Genomic DNA, 19,264 nt, shown 5'->3' with positions numbered 1-19,264 from the left:
TTTTGGGCAGATAATATTCTTATGAAAAAGTTTATCTTTTCCATATTAGGATTAACACTATCCTTCCTGTGTTTTCCTCAAAACAGTTTCTTTGATAATTATGTTTATCAGTCCTGGAGTGAGTTTGGAGGTCTTTCCGGAACAACTGCAAACGACATTTATCAAACTAAAGACGGTTATATACAAATTGGAACATATGAAGGTCTTGTTAAATTCGATGGAGTTGAGTTCAAAACAATAAACCGCATTTCCGACAAAGAATACGGATTTGCTTCCGCAAGAACAATCATTCAGGATTCGCGTGGAAACATCTGGGTTGGTTCAAACGATGAAGGGCTTCACAAGATTTCTGAAGACGGTAATAAAATTTACACGATGGAAAACGGATTGCCGAACAATTCTGTGCGTGCACTCTGTGAAGACACTAAAGGCAACATCTGGGTTGGAACTGCTGCCGGTGTAATCTATCTTACTCCCGACGAAAAACTTATTAACCCTCAGTTTGGAGCAGGAACCACTGCTAACGGTGTAATTGCTTCAAACCTTTACTGCGATGCCAGCGGACGTATCTGGCTTACAACCTCTAACGAAAACGGACTTTTTCTCTGCGTAGACGGAGTTTTTAAACCTTTGGATTCCTTTGAAAAATTCTCAACCTACTTTGCCACTGCAATTTTCCAGGATCACAAAGGTCAGTTCTGGATTGGTCTTGGAGACCGCGGAATTGCCACTATGCGCAACAACAAGGTTACTCTCCTTCAAACCGGAACTCTTCTTGATAAAACACCAACCTGCACAATTCTTGAAGATGATGATGACGTTATCTGGTTTGGAACTGAGCATGGTCTTGTAGTTTACGCAAATAATACTTTTGAAGAATACAAGGGCGCTCCTGAACTTGTTGGTTCAAACATAAACCGAATTATTCAGGACCGCGAAAATCATATCTGGTTTGCTACTGACCGAAACGGCATTGGTAAGATGACTCACGGCAAGTTTACAATGCACCGCCTTGGTCTTACTGTAAACAGCCTTGCTGAAGCTAAAGACGGAAAAATCTGGGCCGCTACCGATAAAGGAGTTCTCTGTTACGAAAACGACACACGCGTAGAAAACGCGCTTACCCGCTACACAAAAGATTTACGAATCCGTCATGTAGAAGCAACTTCAGACGGAAGACTTCTTGTAAGTTGTTACTCAAAACCAGGTGAGCTTATTTATGATGGAAAAACTATTAAGAGCTGGGATTCAGACCACGGACTTGCAGGAAATAAGGTTCGAGTTGCAATTGAATCTGCTCCAGACGAATATTATGTTGGTACAACAACCGGTTTAAGCATTATCCATAAAGACGGAACTATTACTTCGTTCAAACAGAACACCGGCGACCTTGACACAGAATACATTATGGCTATTTACAAAGACAGTCATGGAGTTATCTGGCTTGGTACTGATGGTGGCGGCATATTCCTTATGAAGGATGAAAAGATTTTCTCGCACATCACTTCTGCAGATGGAATTGCCGGCAACGTAATTTTCAAAATCAATCAGGATGCAAACGGAAACTTCTGGATCTGTACCGGAAGTGGAATTACCCGCATTAAAGATTACGATTCAACCAGGACACAAAGACTTCACTGTAACACTATAAACTCTGAAAACGGAATCGGAACAAATTCTGTTTTCCAGATTATGTTTGATGAAGCAAACAACGCATGGATTACAAATAACCACGGCCTTGCTTCCCTTTCAATGGCAGAAATTGAAGAGCTCTTCAGCGGTGAACGTCAGACTCTTACAACAAAATACTACAACAGAAACGACGGCCTTGATTCCGACGGTGTAACTTCAACTGCCCGTGCAATCATTGATTCACAAGGCCGTCTGTGGATTCCTCTTGTAGACGGAATTGCCGTTTACGATCCTCAGAAAGTTCACAAGAGCGACATTCTTCCACTTGTCCAGATTGAAACAATTACAATTGACTCTGTTGTTCATAAGAACTCTGGAGAAATGATTGTGCTTAAGCCTGGCACAAAGCGAATTGATATTAAATATACCGGCATCAGTTTTGATGCTCCTGAACGGCTGAGCTTCTCTCACATGCTCACTGGCTTTGACTCAGACTACACAATTCCTGTTTCAGACCGCGTAGTTTCTTACACTAACCTTTCTCCGGGAAAACATTCGTTCATTGTTTATGCAATAAACGGAAACGGTCTTCAGTCTAATAATGATGAGATGATGTTCTTCTATCAGAAGCCATATCTGTGGCAGCGCCCGGATTTCTGGATTGTAACAGTTTCACTTCTTGTAGGTGCTTCAATCGCCTTCTTCCTGATTCGCGAACACCGCATCAAGCTTGAAAACATCCGTCTTGAAGCTCTGGTTCAGGCACGTACTGCCGACCTTGAAATTGAGAAAGACAAGTCAGACAGACTTTTGCGTTCAATTCTTCCAGACAAGATTGCAGATAAGCTTAAGGAAATATCGGGCGACAAGGCATTCGGAGAAGACTTTGAAAATGTTACCCTTCTCTTCTCTGACATCGTTGGCTTTACAAAGGTTTCGAGCGGTCACAACGCTAAAGAAATTGTAAAAGCACTCAACGCTCTTTTCAGCCGTTTTGATGAACGCGCAAAGGAAATGGGCGTAGAAAAAATCAAAACTATTGGAGATGCCTACATGGCTGCCTGTGGTGTTCCGGAAGCAAACGAAAACCACGCACGCATCATGGTAGATTTTGCAAAGGGCATGCTCAAGGATCTTGCAGACTACAACAAAACTGCAGACATTAAATTTGAGATTCGTATTGGTCTTAACTGCGGTCCTGTAACTGCTGGTGTAATTGGAACTCATAAATTTATTTATGATGTCTGGGGCAATACAGTAAACGTAGCAAGCCGAATGGAAACTGCAGCTGACCCGGGTGGAATAAGAATTACAGAAGATCTTAAAGAGAATCTTGCTGGACAGAAAGGTCTTAAGTTCAGCGACCCGATTGAATGTCAGGTTAAGGGAAAAGGCAAGATGAAAACTTACAACGTTTTATAGGATTTACAGGAGAGATATGAAGAAATATGTAGTTCAGGCAGCACTTGTTACTGCTGCAATTTTCAGCGTACTCACTCTCACTTCCTGCAAAAAGCAGAGCAAGAAGGTTGTAAAAGTTGGCCTTCTCCACTCGCTTACAGGAACAATGTCTATAAGTGAAATTGGCGTTCGCGACGCAGAGCTGCTTGCCATTCAGGAATTAAATGATGCAGGCGGAGTTTTAGGTTGCCAGATAAAAGTAATAGAAGAAGACGGAAAAAGTAATCCGCGTATGTTTGCCGAAAAAGCACGTAAGCTTCTGGAAGAAGATAAGGTTGCAACAATTTTCGGCTGCTGGACTTCTGACTCACGCAAGGCTGTAAAACCTGTTGTCGAAGAAGATTTCGGTCTTTTGTGGTACCCGGTACAGTACGAAGGTTTTGAAGCAAGCCCTAACATTATGTACATGGGAGCCGCTCCAAATCAGCAGGTTGTTCCTGCCATTGATTACTGTTTTAAAAATTTCGGGAAGCGTTTCTATCTTCTTGGAAGTGACTATATTTTCCCTCGCACTGCAAACTCAATTATCAAGGCTCAGCTCAAATACCTTGGCGGTCAGTGCGTTGCAGAAACTTATGTTCCAATGCATGAATCAGATTTCAGCCAGGTTGTAAAAGAGATTCAAAAATTAAAGCCGGATGTTATTATCAACACGCTGAACGGAAGCTCTAACCAGTCATTCTTCTCTCAACTCAAATATTCTGATATTGAGCCGGAAGAAATTCCTGTTATGAGTTTTTCCGTTTCCGACAGTGAAATCAAAACTATTGGTATTGATAAGCTCAAGGGACACTACGTTTGCTGGAACTATTTTGAATCTACTGCCTCTGCAAAAAACACAAGATTTGTTTCTGCATACAAAAAGGCTTTCGGCACAAATAAAGCTGTAGGAGACCCTGAAGAAGCCGCATACATTGCCGTAAACCTCTGGGCCGCAGCCTGTTCACGAGCCGGAACCTTTGATGTTGAGCCTGTTAGAATTGCCGCAAAAGGTTTAAGCTGCATTGCGCCGGAAGGCATTGTCTCAATTGAAGGTTCTAATCAGCATCTGAATAAAGTAATTCGAATTGGTAAGATTAATGAGAAGGGCCAGATTGATGAGTTGTATGCTTCTGAAGGTACTGTTCGCCCAGACCCGTATTTAAGCACTTATGTCTGGGCTCGCGGGCTTTAATCAATAATACTAAAATCTATAATTATACATTTCCAGAAAGGGAGGTTGCTTTTTCAACATCTTCTTTTCTGGCATAACGATGTGGCTGCGAAGTAATTACTGTAGTACCAACACCAAGTTCACTCTTAATATCAATTGTTCCGCCCATCACATAAAGCAGATTCTTTGCAATACTAAGTCCTAAACCTGCACTCGGAATTTCAGAATTAACTTCATTATCTTCGCGCGCAAAACTCTTACAGATATAAGGTACAAACTCTGGAGAAATTCCGATACCAGTATCTTCACAGATAAAGCTAATGATACATTCATCCGGATTATCGCTTGGAGTCTGTTTAAGCCCAAACTTAATTTTTCCACCATTAGGAGTGTACTTTACAGCATTCGACAATACCTGCATTACAGAGTTTGTTGTATGCATAATATCCTGATAGATATACGGATTAGAAATTTCTGACCAGTACTCTACCGTAATATTCTTTGCCTTTGTTTCCTGCTCAATAAGCTCATAGGTCTTTTCCATGGCGTGTGTTATATCGATAGGAGCCTCATTAACCTGAACATCACCAATTTCCATCTGAGAGAGTTCATAAACACTATTGATAAAGTTAAGCATGTGTTCCTGAGACTTTTCAAGTTTTTGCAGAGAAGAATGAATTATCAAATTATCGTGAGACTTACTCTTAATATCATTGGTAAGGCCGATAATTGTTTTCATATCTCCACGAATATTCTGTGCCACATTGTACATAAAAATATTCTTTGCCCGGTTAGCATTAGAAGCAATATCTGCAGTTCTCTGCAATTCAATTTTACGCACCAGTTCTGCTTCAGCTTCTGCCTTTGCTCTTTCTTCAAGCGTAATATCGTTTAAGAATACATAGAAGATATCACCGTAATTTTTAGTTTTAACAAAACGGCCGTAGTCTTTTACATATTTTACAGTTCCATCTTTTGCCTTGATGCGGTATTCAACGTAATCAATATTGTTGTCCTCATTAATCTGCTTATCAATACTTCGCTGCACACGCATAAAATCGTCAGGGTGAACAATACCGCAGAAAGAGTTACCAACATACTCACGGAATTCTTCTGCCGTCGTACAAGCGTACATATGGATAAGCTCACTGTTGAAGGAAATAAGTTCAAGTCCTCCGTCTGCGTGATAAGAGAAAAATCCTCCAGGAATTCCTTCTGCAACTTCATTTGCCGCAATCAGCATGTCTTCTGTTACAGGATCAGAACCATCATAAGCTTTTCTAAGATGAATTGAACCACAAGTGAAGATTGAAGCTTTTTTAAGATAAGATTCAAAGTCTCTGATTGGAAGCGGCTTAGAAAAATAGAAGCCCTGAATATAATCACAACCAAGAGTTTTCAAAATCTTATACTGCTCTACAGTTTCTGCTCCTTCTGCAATTGCGAGAAGACCCATTCTGTGAGCCATCTTAATAATATTTTCGATTACAATTTCGTTTGCACGAATATTTCTTACAAAACTGATATCTAGCTTTAAAACATTTAACGGGAAGGTTGAAAGCATACCCAGAGAAGAATAGCCTGAACCAAAGTCATCCATCTCAATCATAAAGCCCAGATTCTGAATTTCTTTTACCTTGGAAATAATTAAATCTGTATTATCTGAATAAAGAGATTCCGTCACTTCCATGTGAATAAGACTGTGATCAATTCCGTATTTTTCGATTGTCTGAAGCTGACGGTCAATACAGCCGCTTTCCATAAAGTCTCGGCGGGAAACATTTATTGAAATTGGAACGAGCGGAAGTCCGTCCTGCTTCCAGCGTACAAGGTCATTACAAACCTGCTCTATTACAAAACAATCAAGCTTTGTAATAAAACCATTTCTTTCAAAAAGTGGAATGAACTGCCCCGGTGCCATAAAACCATACTCAGGATGATTCCAGCGCACAAGTGCTTCGGCACCAGCAATATAACCGGTAACAGTTTCGTGTTTAGGCTGATAAAAAACCTGGAACTGCTTTTCTTCAAGCGCCCGTTCCATTGTTTCTATAATTCTCTGTTCGTTTAAAAGCTGATTCTGAAGAGTCTCTTCAAAGAAAGCAAGATTCTTTCCGTACTTTCCTTTAATTCCGCTAAGTGCAAGAAAGGCTCTGTCGCAGCAGATTACAAGAGGAAGCTCACAGTCTACTGGAGAATATACTCCCATCTTTACAATCTGATGAGGAATAGGAGCGTTATCCAGAATAAGTTTTGTAACACGGTTAAGACGATCTATATCAACCTTTTCAATATACTCATAAAAAAGAATGTACTGATCTCCACCGTAGCGGCCAGAAATTCCCTGAGGCATTGCCTTCATAAGTTCCCGTGCGGTATAGGCAAGGAACTCATTACATTTTTCTACGCCATAAAGGCTGTTAGAAGATTTGAAGTTATCAAAATCAAAAGCGATTATACAAAAGTTTTTATCGCGATTATTTGCAATAAACTGTTCTGCTTTAATTAAGAATGCCTTGCGGGTAAGAAGGCCGGTAAGCTCATCGCGCTCAAGTTCATCAATTGCTTTATTTGCTTCTGCAAGTTTTATGGCTGTCTTTAAGCGGTTAAGAACGCGACGTTTGTCATAAGGCTTTTTCAAAAAGTCTATAACTTCAAGATCCAGCAATTCATTTTCGAGGTCAGAGTTATCAATATCTGTACAGATTAAAACCGGAAACTTTGCTGTTGGAATAGAACCACGAAGCTCTTTGATAATTGGAGCGGCCAGCTTAATATACAAAATGGCTGTAGTAATTCCATTTTCTTTATCAGAAATCAGAGAAGCTGCATTTTCTGGCGTAGCTTCAACTACTTCATAATGATTAGAAATTATATTCTTTAGCTCAGCAGAGTTTTCTGCATCACTCTCTACAATGAGAACCTTTGGCTTGTCAATGTTGTTAAGTGTATTCATGTATGGTCTTTACGTATTCCTTAATTATACCATACTTTTTTAACAATACAAAAGATTTTAAATTTTTAAAGATTTTATTATTCAGTCAACTTTTCAAGGAATGCTGTGCAGCCTTCCATAATATCATCATAAGTCTGATCAAAATTGCCGGTATACCATGGATCTGCTATGTCGCGGGCTTTTCCTGCAAAGGATAACAGACGCACAATTTTATGCTCGTCGTCTGGTGCCCACCATCTGTTCATATAATATTCATTTTCGTCGTCCATAGCAACAAGATAATCGTATTTATCGTAGTCGGCATTTGTGATCTGACGGGCAGCGCGGCGGCTGAACGGAATGTTCTGCTCGCGAAGTTTTGCGCGTGTGCCGTAATGTATGTCATTACCAATTTCTTCACGGCTTGTTGCGGCAGACTCAATTAAAAACTCATTTTCACGGCCGGCTCTTCGGACAAGTTCTTTCATTACAAACTCGGCCATGGGAGAACGACAGATATTTCCGTGGCATACAAAAAGTATTTTTATCATTTTGATTTTTACCCTCAGACTTCAGACTAAAGCAGCATGCGTGTTTCTTTTTTATATTCCTCAAAACCAGGCTTACGAGACTGTCTCTTGTCTGCCATTGGAATGCTTACAAAAAGGAACATAAGGGTATTGATAAGGGCTCCGCTAAGCAGCCAGATTTTTCCGCCGAGTGCTACAACACTGGCAAGACCAATTCCCCACCACATGAGAATTTCACAAGCGTAGTTTGGATGTCTTGAATGCTTCCAGAGTCCTGTACGGATAAAACCGCCAACACCTGAGTTTCTGAAGCGGTGCATCTGAATATCTGCAATCCCCTGGAAAACTGCTGCAAGAACACTGAGCATAACAAATACAAAACACAATGGTTTGAAAGCAGCACCCTCTACAATAGCAGTTACTGCAGGAAGCACACAAAGATAAACTACGCAGGTTGGGAACATGTGAATTCCAATAAAGTTGATAAGAGGATATGCAATTCCAGATTTCTCCTTTAACATTACATAACGCCAGTCCTGATATTCAAAGCTTTCAAAGTTATAAGACCAGTTAGCAGTGAGTCTTATTGCCCAGAAGAACACTGCAGTCAAAAGCATACATGCAAGAAAACTCCAGCTTGCTACTGCTTCAACATCTGAAACTGAAATTGCAGCATTACCTGTTTTTACAGAAGCTATTGTCTTTATAAAAGTTACCAGAAGAATTACCGGCGGCTGCACACTCCAGTAAGGATCATAAACCGAAGCGTTTCCAAAAATAAGGCTGAAAATAAATACAATTACGGTTGCGGCAACATCTGCAAAAAAGATTGCAGCAGGGTAAGAAAGAGCAAGCCCCTCTGGTGAAGAAAAATAATCATAAGCATATACTCCGCCAAAACCTGCAAGAATATAAATCAGAATAATAACAAAAAGCGCTGCAGCCCGGTTCTTAATCATAATCATAGTGGTAACTCCAAAAAGATGTTGTCTATTATATTATAAAAGATGATTTTTAATCCACTCGGCAAGGCCATCTGCCTCGTTTGAAGCACAAACTTCATCTGCAATCTGCTTTACTTCAGGAATGGCATTTTCCATTGCAAGGCCTTTGCCGCAAAGCTTTAGCATTCCAATATCGCTAAAGTCATCTCCAAAGGCTGCAATTTGTGATGGTATGATTTTGAGATGCTCGCAAAGAACTTCAATTGCCTTTTCTTTTGTGGCACCTTTTTTGCTGAGCTTATACCATGGAATATCAGAAAAAGGAAGATAATCTATTTTGTCGATTCCAATGCTCGAAGCCACCTTTTCAATTTTTTCACGATCGAGAGTTTCAATGCACATTTTCATTGCGGTTTCATTGAAATCAGCAAAATCTGTATGGGTCCAGTATTTATCGCCGAGTTCTTCTTTTGTATTACAGTAAAGTCCGTGATCGTTATCAACAGAAAGAACAGCGTCCGGTCCGCACACTTCGAAGGTTGTTTTAATGAGGGTACGAATTTCTTCTACCGTGAACTCACAGGAATAGATTACTCCATTGTCGTCATACCGACCATCATCACCGTCATGCCGAACTTGTTTCGGCATCTCAACCGTCACGAGCCCGCCGCCGTTTGTAATAAGAATGTCAGGCTGAATGCCATCCAGAAACTTAACGGCATTTACCTTTGCGCGAGAAGTACACACTCCAAACAGAATGCCCCGCTTCTGCGCCTCGGCAATTATCTGCTTAGAATAAGCTGAAATTGATTTATCATCATGAAAAAGAGTTCCGTCCAGATCAGACAGAATTATAGAAATGTTTCTGTTATCCATATTTAATTATGTTAAAAAAAGATTCCCCGGTCAAGCCGGGGAATGTCACTAGAGAGTAGCGATTGCTTTTTCAATTCTTGCGAGAGACTTCTCTTCGCCAAGAACTAAGATAGAACCGATGAGCGGTGGAGAAACACGGCTGCCTGTTACTGCCATACGGATTGGCATCATAAAGTCGCCGAGTTTAATTCCAAGCCCTTCTGCCTTTGCCTTAGCAAGGTTTTCTGCTCCCTCGTGGTCGAGGCTGAAGCACTGGTGAACAAAGTCTTTTGCTGCTTCAAGAACTTCCTTAGTTTTTGCTGCATCAATCTTCTTTGGAACAAGCTGCTCTACTGGAGGAACTGCAGGCTCTGTAAACATAAAGTGAACCATTTCAGCTGCTTCTGTAAGGAACTTAAGACGTTCCTGGATAAGAGGCATAAGTCCCATAAGAGTTTTTTCAACATCTTCTGAGCTCATGTTCATGCTCTTGTCTACGCAGTAAGGCTTTCCGTCCTCACCGAGAGCAACACCGGAGAACTCAGGTCCAACATTTGGTTTTGGCTGTGGGTTCTCAGGATTGATTTCGAGAGTAGCATCACCAGTACCTGTAATAAATGGAAGAGTCCACTTATACAATTCCTCAGTGCTAAGCTGGCGGATATAGTTTGCATTAAAATATTCAAGCTTCTTGTAGTCAAATACAGCAGGAGCCTTGTTCAAATGCTCAAGCTTAAAGGCCTTTGCAAGTTCTTCGAGAGTATAGAATTCTTTTCCTTCTTCGTAAGAACAGCCAAGCATTGCAACGTAGTTTACGATTGCCTGTGGAAGGTAACCGCGGGCACGGAACTCGTTCAAAGATGTAGAACCGTGGCGCTTAGAAAGCTTCTTTCCATCTGAACCGTTTACCATTGGAAGGTGACAGAACTCAGGATGCTCCCAGCCGAAAGCACGGTACATCTGAACGTGGAGTGGAGTTGAAGGAATCCATTCCTGAGCACGCATTACGTGGCTGATCTTCATAAAGTGGTCATCAACAATGTTTGCAAGGTGATATGTTGGGAAGCCGTCTGATTTAAGCAAAACAGGGTCCGGAGAAATATCTTCATTCTTCCAAACGATATCGCCAAGCAGGTGGTCAGAGAACTTTGTTTCTCCTTCCATAGGAACCTTAAGACGGATTACGTATGGCTTACCTGCGTCGAGATTAGCCTTTACTTCTTCCGGAGTAAGGTGACGGCAGTTGCGGTCGTAACCTGGAGCCATCTTGTTTTCTGTCTGAATCTTGCGGATGCGGTCGAGGCGTTCTGCATCACAGAAGCAGTAGTAAGCCTCTCCCTTTTCTACGAGTTCATAAGCGTATTTCTTGTAAAGCTCAAAGCGTTCACTCTGAACATAAGGACCATATTCACCGCCCTTTGAACCGCCTTCATCCCAGTCGATTCCAAGCCATGCCATTGTATCATAAAGATTCTGAACATATTTTTCGTCATAACGGGTACGGTCTGTATCTTCGAGACGAAGAATGAATTTTCCGTTTTGAGAGCGTGCAAAAAGATAATTAAAAAGTGCAGTGCGAACACCGCCAATGTGCTGCATTCCTGTTGGGGAAGGAGCGTAACGAACTCTAACTTCACTCATAAAAAACCTCATTTAATATAGAAAGTAATGATTGATTATAATGATTTTGAAGTTATATCGCAATATACGGTGGTTGAGCTTGTGTACGGTAGTTAAGCTTGTGTACGGTGGTTGAGCTTGTCGAAACTACCGTACTCCCCTGTACACGTTTATCAATGTCTTCGGTCGTGTTTTTTATAGTACGCAGTTTTATCGGCATACATTGCTTCGTCTGCGCGATGGAAAACAACCTGTACAGAAGAATCTTTTCCCTGCACGTAAGTAGAAACACCTTTAGAAATTGCAAGTGGTGCTTTAGTTTTAAAGTCTTCTACATTTTCATTTGCTTCGGCAACAGAAGAATCAATTGCCGCAAAAATCTCATCTAGTTTTTCTTGTTTAGATACTTCAAGAATTGCAACAAATTCATCTCCACCAATTCTAAAAAGATTTTCAGAACCTACAAAATCTTTCAGAATATCAGAAGCAGTAATAATCAGAAGGTCTCCATACTCATGACCATAAGTATCATTGGCATTTTTAAGACCATTAATGTCGAACACCGCAATAGAAAACTCTGGCTCAGATTCCCGAATCTCATCATCATAGAGTTTTACATTTTCAATATAGGCATTTCTGTTTGCCGCCCCGGTAAGAGCATCTGTATAGGCAAGTTCATGCGCATCATCAATATACTGTTGAAGTTCACTACGCACATATTTCAGGCGCTCGCAAAGCTCTTCAAATTCATCATTAATTCCTGACTGCGAATCTTCCTCATCATAAGCACTGTAAGATTCATCATATTCAAAAGTATCTGAACGGCGACCAGAAGCAATCTTTAATGCCTGAGCAAGTTCTTCAACCTCGTCTGTAAGCTGTCCCATTTCTAAATTAATGTAAGACAAGCGCTTTTGAATTCTTTCAAAAATCAAAAATACAATAATACCACCAGCAATAAGAGAAATAATGCAGATTATAAGGGTTGTAAAAATATGCTTACGAAGTCTCTGTTCATACCAGGTTGCATCAACATCAACCGCAATAATTCCGCCGACCTTTCCTTTTGAATTAAAAACCGGAACGTACGCGCTGTAAAAACGGCCCCACTTATCTTCATAAGGAATATCATCAACAGCAGCAACTCCACGGCTTGCAGAATAAAGGGCATCTGTGTAAACAATAGGCTCACCGAATTCTCCAGGATTCTCAACAGCAGGATCAATTGTAAAAGTGAACCGCTTGTCACCCATATCACGGATACCATAAATATAAGCAAGCTTAAAATTATCCTGGAAAGCGCGCAGAATATTTAAAGAATACTGATATTCAGGGGTATCAACATCTTCTTTTTGAAGTCTTTCCAGAACATCTCCATCCAAAAGATAGGCGGCACTATTCAAAATATCGAGCATACGCCCGCGCATTTCTTTTCTTAAGTCATTTCGCGACTGAATAATCAAAACAGTGCCTAACACGCCAGTAACAACGAGCATAAAAATAGAGATGATTATAATTGTTACGCGTGAGAAAGATTTCTTAAACTTCATATTAAACAAATTGGTCCAAATTTCGGTATTTGAGATGATTTTAACACGCCCAAAATTAGTCTGCAAGGAAAAAGATTTATCCTGTCTGTTCTCTATCCGCTGAAATCCCTATCTATAAGAAAAAAACTTAACTTATTTTAAAATCTGCCGTATAATTATATGTTATAGAGAATTGTATTCTTTATCTAAAAACAAATTCGCAGGAGATTTTATGAGCTCGAACAAAACCTACGCAAACGGCATCTACGTTCCATGGTATGGATTTTTAATGATTTTCCTTCTTTATGCCACACCCTTTATTGTAATGTCACCAGTTGCGCTAATTACAGGATTATTTTCTGTAGAAGATTTTAAAAATATTTTTAGTTCTCCTTTAATAAATATATTCATTTTAGTAGTAATGATTGCAGGCATTATCTCGAGTTTCGTCTTACGACGTATAATTATGAATGCAGAACTTACCCCTGATGGTATTAAAAAGTTCAATAAGAAACTCAAGCTCATTGATCTTCTGAATATTGTTATTCCAGTTGGTTCTATGATTTGGATTGGACAGGCTATTAATATTTTCATCAGAAGCCATGGTGTAAGAATTTCTTCTTTCAATGGTACAGCTCCAGGAATGTTTATTCCAATGCTGCTGCTTGGGGCCCTTTTTGAAGTGAGCCTTTTCTTCTATATTCTTCACATCAGAATTATTGAACCAAGACTTTACTGCATTCCTTTTAAGACAAAAGACATTCCTCTCAATATCATTCAGAGAAACGTACTTACACTTACATTTGCCCTTCTTGGCTGTATCTTCCTCATCATATGTGTTCTTACTCCAAAAAATGTTGCAGGCGGTCCTTCTGAACTTTACAGACGCTTAGTTCCAATTATTTTGTACAGTACTATTTACTTTGCAATTTCAACCTTCCTTCTGGTTCAGGATATTATCAAATGTCTTAAACAGATTGCCACAATTACAACTGCCCTTTCTCAGAAAGATTACACTGTAGATGATGGTAGACCAGAACACCGTAGTGAACTTGGTATTATTATTCAGCAGATGAATGAATTTAAAAATCAGGCTAGAGACATTCTTAAAGAAATTGATGTTTCAACAACAAAAACTTCTTCACAGTCTGATGACCTTGTTCACAACATGGACGTTACAAAAGATAACGTTTCAAACATTGTTGAATCTCTTTCAACTATGAAAGATGAGATTGAAAACCAGTCTGCCGGTGTAGAAGAATCTAACTCTTCTATTGAACAGATTATGGGTAACATTCGTGCCCTCAACAATTCTATTGAAGCTCAGGCTGCCGGTGTTACACAGTCTTCTGCTGCTGTAGAAGAAATGGTAGCAAACATTGCAAGCGTTTCTCAGATTCTTGATAAGAATAATCAGGTAGTAAATGCACTTACAGATGCCGCTGATAAAGGTCAGCAGCAGGTTAAGACAGCCGTTAAGACTTCAGATGCTGTACTCCAGCAGTCAGCAGGTATCTTGCAGGCTTCAAGTATCATTCAGAGTATTGCAAGCCGTACAAACCTTCTTGCTATGAACGCCGCTATTGAGTCTGCTCACGCTGGTGAAGCAGGTAAGGGATTTGCGGTAGTAGCTGAAGAAATCCGTAAGCTTGCTGAACAGTCTGGTGAACAGAGTAAGTCTATTGATGAAAACCTCCGCTCACTTTCAGAAGCTATTGCAGGTATTACAACAGATATCAATCACGTATCTTCTGCCTTCGAAAATATTTATGAACTTTCTCAGAAGGTTCGTGAACAGGAAACAATCATTGCCAACGCAATGGATGAACAGACATCTGGTAACCAGCAGGTTCTTGAAGCTATGCACGCCATCAGTGATTCTACTGCAGAAGTAAAGAACGGTTCTCAGGAAATGCTTGTTGGTGGTGAACAGATTCTTAAGGAAATGAGAAACCTTTCTGAAGTTACAAGAGTTATTTCTGATAACATGAACCAGATTAATGACTTCTCTCAGCAGATTTCTGATGCCGTTGCTGTCACAACAGCTTCAACAAACAGCACTCAGGAACAGCTCCAGGGACTTATGAAGGAATTGAACTCTTTCAAACTTGAAAAATAAATCTTAATAAAACGTCATCCCGAATACTTCGACAAGCTCAGTACATCGCTTGTTTCGGGAGCTTCTAAACGGTGGTTTCGATACGGTCTTTGACCTACTCAACCACCGTTTTTTATGCTATATTATAAATATGGCTGACTATCACGAATTTCCTGCGGCACCGGAAGGAACGCCGGTTGCAAACTTCGTACATCTTCACGTACACTCCGATTACTCACTTCTAGACTCCTGCGCTACTTTGGATAAGCTTGTTGCAAAGGCTAAAGCACTTAATATGCCTGCCCTTGCCCTCACCGACCACGGAAACATGTTTGGTGCGCTCAACTTTGAAAAACTCTGCCATGTAAACGGAATTAACCCGATTGTAGGTGAAGAGTTCTATGTTGCCTACGGAAGTCACACAGAAAAAAACGATGTTCCTTACAGCCATAAAGGAGAAGAGGGAGACCGTCACGCACACTACTTCCACCTTATTCTTCTCTGCGAAAATCAGAAGGGTTATGAAAATATGTGCTGGCTTTCAAGCCGCGCCTTCTGTGATGAAAATGCACTTTATTATGGTAAGCCTCGTATAGATTTTGAGCTTCTTGAACAGTATCACGAAGGAATTATCTGCTGCTCGGCATGTATTCAGGGAGAACTTCCTCAGATGCTGCTTGCAGGAATGGACGCAGAAGCAGAAGAGCTTGCCCTCAAGTATAAAAATCTTTTTGGTCCTGACCATTATTATATTGAACTTCAGGACCACGGAATTCCTGAGCAGAAGATAGTTGCAGAAAAACTGATTGCACTAGCTCACAAACTGGACATTCCGCTTGTTGTAACAAACGATATTCACTATGTAGAAAAAGAAGACGCCATTGCCCAGGACGCTTTGCGCTGTATCGGCTTTAAAAATCAGCTTCATGAAAAGCATGCCAAAATGGGCGGCGACATGGATCTTGATAACTGGTACTTTAAGACTGAAGCCGAAATGCGTGCTTTGTTCCCTCAGTGTCCGGAAGCATACGACAACACAATTAAGATTGCAAACATGTGTAATCTTACTATTAAGCAGTACTCAACTCCGGAACTTAAGGAATGTCTTCCTCGATTCGAGCTCCCGGCAGAGTTCCGTACTCACGGAGATGACTATCAGAGCGACCAGAATGACTATGTAAAATATCTTGTAGAAGAAGGTTTGAAAAAGCGCTACAAGGAAATTACACCGGAAATCCGCGAACGTGCCGACTACGAAATGAACACCATCTTTACCATGGGATTCTCCGGCTACTTCCTTATCGTATGGGAATTCATCAACTGGTCTAAATCAACTTATGACAATGTAAACAAAAGGCCAAAGCCATATATCCCGATTGGTCCGGGACGAGGTTCGGGTGCGGGTTCTCTTGTAGCCTACGCCATGACAATTACAGATATCGACCCATTCAGATATGGTTTGATTTTTGAGCGATTCTTAAACCCAGAACGTGTATCCATGCCGGATTTCGACGTCGACATGGACTTCGACTATCGCCAGGATATCATCCAGCATACCCGCGACCTTTACGGTGACGCAAACGTAGGACACATTGTAACCTTCGGTACTCTTAAACCAAAGAACTGTATTGCCGACGTAGGCCGTATTCTTGGAATCCCGCTTGCAGAAGTAAACATGCTCAAAAAGTGCATTCCGGATAACCCTAAGGCAAAGCTCAAGGATGCCTTTACAGAGCCTACAGAAAAAATGCCTGATGGCGGTCAGCTTATTAAATACAAGGATGACCCGCGCTATCAGGAGCTTTTTGACCTTGCCTTCCGCCTTGAAGGTGTAAAGCGAAACACAGGTCTTCACGCTTCGGGAATGGTAATTGGTCTTACTCCGCTTCCAGACTGGGCTCCGGTATTTAAGGATCCTAAAACTGGTGAAGTTGGCGTACAGTACACAATGGATATCATCGAGCCTTGTGGACTTGTAAAGTTTGACTATCTTGGACTTAAAACTCTGTCTCTGATCCGCTATGCAGAGGCAATCATAAATAAGCACCGCCCGGCAGGAACTCCAGAGTTCATTACCGCAAACGTAAGCGAAACCGACGAAGCAACCTTTGATCTTTTTGACCGTGGTGACTCTGTTGCAGTCTTCCAGTTTGAATCTCCTGGTATGCAGAAAATTCTTCGTGAATGTAAACCTCGCTGCATCGAAGAGCTTGTAGCCTTGAACGCCCTTTTCCGACCGGGTCCACTGGCCTATATTCCTAAATATATTGAAGGAAAATGGCATCCTGAAAAAATTGAATATCCTGACCCGGCTCTAAAAGACCTTCTGAAAGAAACCTACGGTATCATGGTTTATCAGGAACAGGTTATGAAGGTAGCCCAGATTATTTCAGGCTTCTCTCTTGGTGGTGCCGATATGTTGCGACGTGCCATGGGTAAGAAAAAACTCGACGTTCTTATGAAAAAGAAGGAAGAGTTTATTGCCGGTGCTGTAAAAAACGGACACACAGAAGAACATGCCGGTGAAATCTTTGAAATCATGATTCCATTTGCGGGTTACGGATTTAACAAGTCGCACGCCGCCGCTTATTCAGTTCTTGCTTACCGTACAGGCTGGCTTAAGGCCCACTACCCTGCCGAGTTCATGGCAGCAAACCTTACAAATGAAATCACTTCTACCGACGGCCTTCCTTTCTATATTGAAGAAGCCCGAAAAATGGGTGTTCCTGTAGATGCCCCGGACGTAAACCGTTCCGACGTTATTTTCGACGTTGTAGACGGCCGCATTGTATTTGGTCTTAAAGGTATTAAGGGTATGGGTGAATCTGCCGCAGCCGCAATTGTTGCCGAGCGCGAAAAGAACGGCCCGTATAAAGACTTTATGGACTTTATTAAACGCTGCTGTGGACTTGTAGAAAAAGATGAAGACGGCCGCGAAAAGACACTCGTAAATAAAAAGGCTATAGAAGTTCTTATTAAGACCGGCGCTTTTGATCATCTCAAAGAAAAAGACGGTACAACTCTAAACCGCCCTACCCTGCTTGCAAATATGGAAGCAGCCCTTGATTATGTTTCTTCATATCTTGAAGATCAGAAAAAAGGCCAGGGAGATTTGTTCGGCGAGCTTGAAGAAGAAGAAAAGAATTTCTCTGATTTCCAGTTTAAGAAGATTCCAGACATTCCGAATATGGAACAGCTTAATATGGAAAAAGAGTGTATTGGCTGTTACGTAAGCGGCCACCCTCTCGACTCTTACCGTAAGGCAATTGATCATGCAGTAACACTTAAGGCCAGCAATATTAACCGCATTGCAGAAGAAAGCAAGGCAGAAAAAGCAGCCCTTGAAGCAAGCGGAGCAAAATCATGGCAGATGCGTGATGCCGGAAAATCTTATATTGCCCTTGGAATGGTAAACGGCATTCACGAAATTGTTACAAAAAAAGGCGCCCGTATGGCTTTTGCAAAGCTTAATGATATGGATGGCCAGATTGACCTTACCTTCTTCCCTAAGACCTGGGAAACAATGAAGCCTTTGCTGCAGGACGGCGAAGTTTATGCTTTCCGCGGTAAGGTAGACGGAAGCCGCGACACGCCATCTCTGATTGTTGATGCAATTGAAGATGTTGAAAAGATGGAATTGCATGCCGCACAGTCTGTACATATCAGACTGGACACAAACTTTACTTCTGAAGGCGCAATTTCAAGTCTAAGAGATTTTTTATTTGATAAAATGGGTAAATGTTCAGTATATTTTCATATAGACACGGGAAACAATCCTTATGTCGTAAAGGCCAACGACCAGATTTCCATTAGCGCAGATGACCAGACGCTGAAGTCGCTGAAGGAGATTAACTTTGTTAGAGAGGTATGGACGGAATGATTCAAACAATACTTTCAATACTTGCCGGAGTGCTGTCACTTTATACACTTTTGTGTTTTATCTATATTCTGATGTCATGGTTCCCGGGAGCCAGATTCACAAAGTTTGGACACATAATGAGTTCAATCTGTGAACCTTATATGGGGCTCTTCAGAAAAATGGGCTTCCTCAGAATCGGAAACATTGATTTTTCACCTATCGTTTCACTTGGAATTCTTTCGCTTGCTTCTGCAATTCTTGCAGGCATTCAGAAAACTGGAAGAATCTTCCTTGGCGGAATTCTCGGAACAATTTTGAGTTCTTTATGGGGCATTGCCTCATCAATCCTTGGAATCTTTACTCTTTTGATTTTTATCCGCTGGATTGTTTTACTCATCAACAAGGGTCGCACTTCTTACGATTCTGGCTGGAATCAGATTGATATGATTTTGAACAAAATGTCTTATAAGATTGCCGGAACATTTTCTAAAAGCACAATGAGCTATCAGAAATCTCTTTTGCTTTCATGGATTATTCTTCTGGTAACTCTTGGCCTAGGACACTTTTTAATTCTGATTCTGGTAAATCTCTGCTACAGAATGCCGTTCTAATTATCTGAAGTTTTACAAATTTTCCGTGGGAGCGCAC

General features: G+C 41.0%; 11 protein-coding genes. 5 read left to right on the top strand and 6 right to left on the bottom strand.

Going from position 1 to position 19,264, the window contains the following annotated elements; genetic code table 11:
* Positions 1–21: 21 nt before the first annotated feature.
* Together BM161_RS08895 and BM161_RS08890 are read left to right on the top strand one after the other, a co-directional pair.
* Positions 22–3,054, top strand: coding sequence for an adenylate/guanylate cyclase domain-containing protein (locus BM161_RS08895; protein ID WP_177206224.1), 3,033 nt, complete (start codon positions 22–24; stop codon positions 3,052–3,054).
* 16 nt (positions 3,055–3,070) lie between these two features.
* The gene (locus tag BM161_RS08890; RefSeq protein WP_074931869.1) at positions 3,071–4,267 is read left to right on the top strand and encodes an urea ABC transporter substrate-binding protein; all 1,197 of its coding nucleotides are present in this window, start codon (positions 3,071–3,073) and stop codon (positions 4,265–4,267) included.
* Between the two features lie 22 nt (positions 4,268–4,289).
* On the opposite strand, the gene BM161_RS08885 is transcribed toward BM161_RS08890, so the two are convergent.
* The 6 genes from BM161_RS08885 to BM161_RS08860 all read right to left on the bottom strand — a co-directional run bounded on the left by BM161_RS08885 (position 4,290) and on the right by BM161_RS08860 (position 12,680).
* On the bottom strand, positions 4,290–7,202 hold the full coding sequence (locus BM161_RS08885) for an EAL domain-containing protein (protein ID WP_074931866.1): 2,913 nt from the start codon (positions 7,200–7,202) through the stop codon (positions 4,290–4,292).
* A 77-nt stretch (positions 7,203–7,279) separates the two neighbouring features.
* The gene (locus BM161_RS08880; RefSeq protein WP_074931864.1) at positions 7,280–7,732 is read right to left on the bottom strand and encodes a low molecular weight protein-tyrosine-phosphatase; all 453 of its coding nucleotides are present in this window, start codon (positions 7,730–7,732) and stop codon (positions 7,280–7,282) included.
* 26 nt (positions 7,733–7,758) lie between these two features.
* The gene (locus BM161_RS08875; protein WP_074931862.1) at positions 7,759–8,676 is read right to left on the bottom strand and encodes a DUF1295 domain-containing protein; all 918 of its coding nucleotides are present in this window, start codon (positions 8,674–8,676) and stop codon (positions 7,759–7,761) included.
* A 33-nt stretch (positions 8,677–8,709) separates the two neighbouring features.
* Positions 8,710–9,531, bottom strand: coding sequence for an HAD-IIB family hydrolase (locus tag BM161_RS08870; RefSeq protein WP_074931859.1), 822 nt, complete (start codon positions 9,529–9,531; stop codon positions 8,710–8,712).
* 48 nt (positions 9,532–9,579) lie between these two features.
* Positions 9,580–11,151 carry a glutamate--tRNA ligase gene (gene gltX, locus BM161_RS08865; RefSeq protein ID WP_074931857.1) on the bottom strand — a complete coding sequence of 524 codons (1,572 nt, stop codon included), beginning with the start codon at positions 11,149–11,151 and terminating at the stop codon, positions 9,580–9,582.
* Between the two features lie 152 nt (positions 11,152–11,303).
* A complete protein-coding gene (locus BM161_RS08860; protein ID WP_143090527.1) occupies positions 11,304–12,680 on the bottom strand; it encodes a sensor domain-containing diguanylate cyclase in 1,377 nt (458 codons plus the stop codon).
* A gap of 211 nt (positions 12,681–12,891) precedes the next feature.
* Between BM161_RS08860 and BM161_RS08855 the strand changes: the two genes are divergently transcribed.
* The 3 genes from BM161_RS08855 (at position 12,892) to BM161_RS08845 (ending at position 19,227) form a co-directional block, all read left to right on the top strand.
* A complete protein-coding gene (locus BM161_RS08855; protein WP_074931854.1) occupies positions 12,892–14,778 on the top strand; it encodes a methyl-accepting chemotaxis protein in 1,887 nt (628 codons plus the stop codon).
* A gap of 130 nt (positions 14,779–14,908) precedes the next feature.
* Complete coding sequence (gene dnaE / locus BM161_RS08850; RefSeq protein WP_074931851.1) at positions 14,909–18,637, top strand: DNA polymerase III subunit alpha; 3,729 nt, start codon at positions 14,909–14,911, stop codon at positions 18,635–18,637.
* The gene (locus BM161_RS08845; protein ID WP_177206223.1) at positions 18,634–19,227 is read left to right on the top strand and encodes a YggT family protein; all 594 of its coding nucleotides are present in this window, start codon (positions 18,634–18,636) and stop codon (positions 19,225–19,227) included. The genes dnaE and BM161_RS08845 overlap by 4 nt, the downstream gene beginning before the upstream one ends.
* Positions 19,228–19,264: the final 37 nt, after the last annotated feature.

Source organism: Treponema bryantii (assembly GCF_900113965.1).
Taxonomy (GTDB): Bacteria; Spirochaetota; Spirochaetia; order Treponematales; family Treponemataceae; genus Treponema_D; species Treponema_D bryantii_A.
Note: the sequence above shows the minus strand (reverse complement) of the source record. Positions and strands in the feature narration are given on the sequence as shown.

Excerpts from the sequence above, each read along its gene's own strand:
- BM161_RS08895 (WP_177206224.1), top strand. The coding sequence starts at position 22 with ATGAAAAAGTTTATCTTTTCCATATTAGGATTAACACTATCCTTCCTG.
- BM161_RS08890 (WP_074931869.1), top strand. The coding sequence starts at position 3,071 with ATGAAGAAATATGTAGTTCAGGCAGCACTTGTTACTGCTGCAATTTTC.
- BM161_RS08885 (WP_074931866.1), bottom strand. The coding sequence starts at position 7,202 with ATGAATACACTTAACAACATTGACAAGCCAAAGGTTCTCATTGTAGAG.
- BM161_RS08880 (WP_074931864.1), bottom strand. The coding sequence starts at position 7,732 with ATGATAAAAATACTTTTTGTATGCCACGGAAATATCTGTCGTTCTCCC.
- BM161_RS08875 (WP_074931862.1), bottom strand. The coding sequence starts at position 8,676 with ATGATTATGATTAAGAACCGGGCTGCAGCGCTTTTTGTTATTATTCTG.
- BM161_RS08870 (WP_074931859.1), bottom strand. The coding sequence starts at position 9,531 with ATGGATAACAGAAACATTTCTATAATTCTGTCTGATCTGGACGGAACT.
- gltX (WP_074931857.1), bottom strand. The coding sequence starts at position 11,151 with ATGAGTGAAGTTAGAGTTCGTTACGCTCCTTCCCCAACAGGAATGCAG.
- BM161_RS08860 (WP_143090527.1), bottom strand. The coding sequence starts at position 12,680 with ATGAAGTTTAAGAAATCTTTCTCACGCGTAACAATTATAATCATCTCT.
- BM161_RS08855 (WP_074931854.1), top strand. The coding sequence starts at position 12,892 with ATGAGCTCGAACAAAACCTACGCAAACGGCATCTACGTTCCATGGTAT.
- dnaE (WP_074931851.1), top strand. The coding sequence starts at position 14,909 with ATGGCTGACTATCACGAATTTCCTGCGGCACCGGAAGGAACGCCGGTT.
- BM161_RS08845 (WP_177206223.1), top strand. The coding sequence starts at position 18,634 with ATGATTCAAACAATACTTTCAATACTTGCCGGAGTGCTGTCACTTTAT.